2 protein-coding genes are annotated in these 1,624 nt (G+C 75.7%); both read right to left on the minus strand.

Going from position 1 to position 1,624, the window contains the following annotated elements; all coding sequences use genetic code 11:
- Positions 1-130: 130 nt before the first annotated feature.
- On the minus strand, positions 131-769 hold the full coding sequence (locus tag ETD96_RS43800) for a response regulator (RefSeq protein WP_171069547.1): 639 nt from the start codon (positions 767-769) through the stop codon (positions 131-133).
- A gap of 24 nt (positions 770-793) precedes the next feature.
- Positions 794-1,624, minus strand: an 831-nt coding sequence (gene macS / locus ETD96_RS43805) for a MacS family sensor histidine kinase (protein WP_138642357.1), incomplete at its 5' end; no start/stop codon positions are given.

Consider the following 1,624-nt stretch of genomic DNA (forward strand, 5'->3'; position numbering starts at 1 on the left):
CAACGGAGATCCAGTCTGTTCGGACGTTTGTGAGAGAACACCCGTTCTACTGGATCTCCGTTCTCATGTCCGGCCACCAGCCGAGAACCCTTGACACCTCCGGCGTCACCTTAACTTCCCGGCATTGCGGCTAGTCCTCTTGGTCGAGGCCCTTCTCGATGGCGTAGCGGACGAGTTCGACGCGGTTGTGGAGCTGGAGCTTGCCGAGGGTGTTCTGCACGTGGTTCTGCACCGTGCGGTGGGACAGCACGAGGCGCTGCGCGATCTGCTTGTAGGTCAGCCCCTTCGCGACGAGCCGCAGCACCTCCGTCTCGCGGTCGGTGAGGCGGGGGGCGTCGTCGTCGGCGCGCGCGGGCGCGGCGGCGAGGCGGCGGTACTCGCCGAGGACGAGGCCGGCGAGGCCCGGGGTGAAGACGGCGTCGCCCTCCCCCGTCCGGCGGACGGCGTCGAGGAACTCCTCGCGGGCGGCGGACTTCAGCAGGTACCCGGTCGCGCCCGCCTTCACGGCCTCCAGGACGTCCTGCTGCTCCCCGCTCGCCGACAGCACCAGCACCCGGACGGGCGGGTCGGCGGCGGCGAGGTGGCGGGTGACCTCGACGCCGCTCAGGTCGGGCAGCTGGAGGTCGACCACGGCGACCTGGGGGCGCGCGGCGGCGGCGATCCGGACGGCGGCGCGGCCCTCCCCGGCGGTGGCGACCACGTCGTGCCCGGCCTCGGCGAGGTCGCGGGCGACGGCCTCACGCCACATCGGGTGGTCGTCCACGACCATGACTCGCAGGCTCACGTTCACACCCTAAGCCGGACGATCCGGGCGGCGGGGCACGGTCATCTCGATCTCGGTGCCCTCGCCGGGCGCGGAGGCGATCGCGACGGTGCCGCCGAGGTCGGCGACGCGGCCCCGGATCGACTGGGCGACGCCGAGCCGCCCGTCGGACGCCGCCTCGTCCAGCCGGCCCGGGGGCATGCCGGGGCCGTCGTCGCGGACGCTCACGGCGACCCCGTCCGCGCCGTCCTCCAGCAGCACCCACGCGCGGGCGCCGTCGCCGCAGTGCCGCCGGACGTTGTCCAGCGCCGCCGCGACGGCCGCCGCGACCTCGCGGGCGGCGTGGGCCGGGAGCCGCACCTCCGTCGCCGGCGTCGAGACCGTGACGGACGTGGACGCGTGCGCGGTCAGCAGCGGGCGCAGGTCGGCGTCGGCGGCCGCGTCGGCCCGTGCGGGGACCGCCGGGGCGGTGCCGATGAGGGCGCGCAGCGCGGCCTCCTGCTCCCCCGCCAGCCGGCCCAGCTCGGCCGCTTCGCCGCCGAGCTCGCCGCCGCGCCGCTGCACCATGGCGAGGACCTGCAGCACCGAGTCGTGGATGCGGCGGGCCAGCCGCTCGCGCTCCCGGTTCGCCGACTCCAGCTCGACCGCTCGGGCCAGCCGCGCCTCGGCCTCCCGCGCCAGCCGGACGACGTGCCCCACGACGAGCCCGGCGAGCACCAGCAGCACAATGCCGTTGAAGGTCGTGCTGCCGATGCCGCCGCTCGTCCCGGCGATCGCGTGGACCAGCAGGTTCGCGGCGGCCAGCACGAGCGCGGCGGTGAGGCCGAGCCGCCGCCCGCCCGCCACCGCCCACGCCAGCAC

Origin of the sequence: Actinomadura geliboluensis (assembly GCF_005889745.1) — a bacterium.
Taxonomy (GTDB): Bacteria; Actinomycetota; Actinomycetes; order Streptosporangiales; family Streptosporangiaceae; genus Spirillospora; species Spirillospora geliboluensis.

Bases quoted from the DNA above. Each gene is read 5' to 3' on its own strand.
- ETD96_RS43800 (WP_171069547.1), bottom strand. From the start codon at position 769: ATGGTCGTGGACGACCACCCGATGTGGCGTGAGGCCGTCGCCCGCGAC.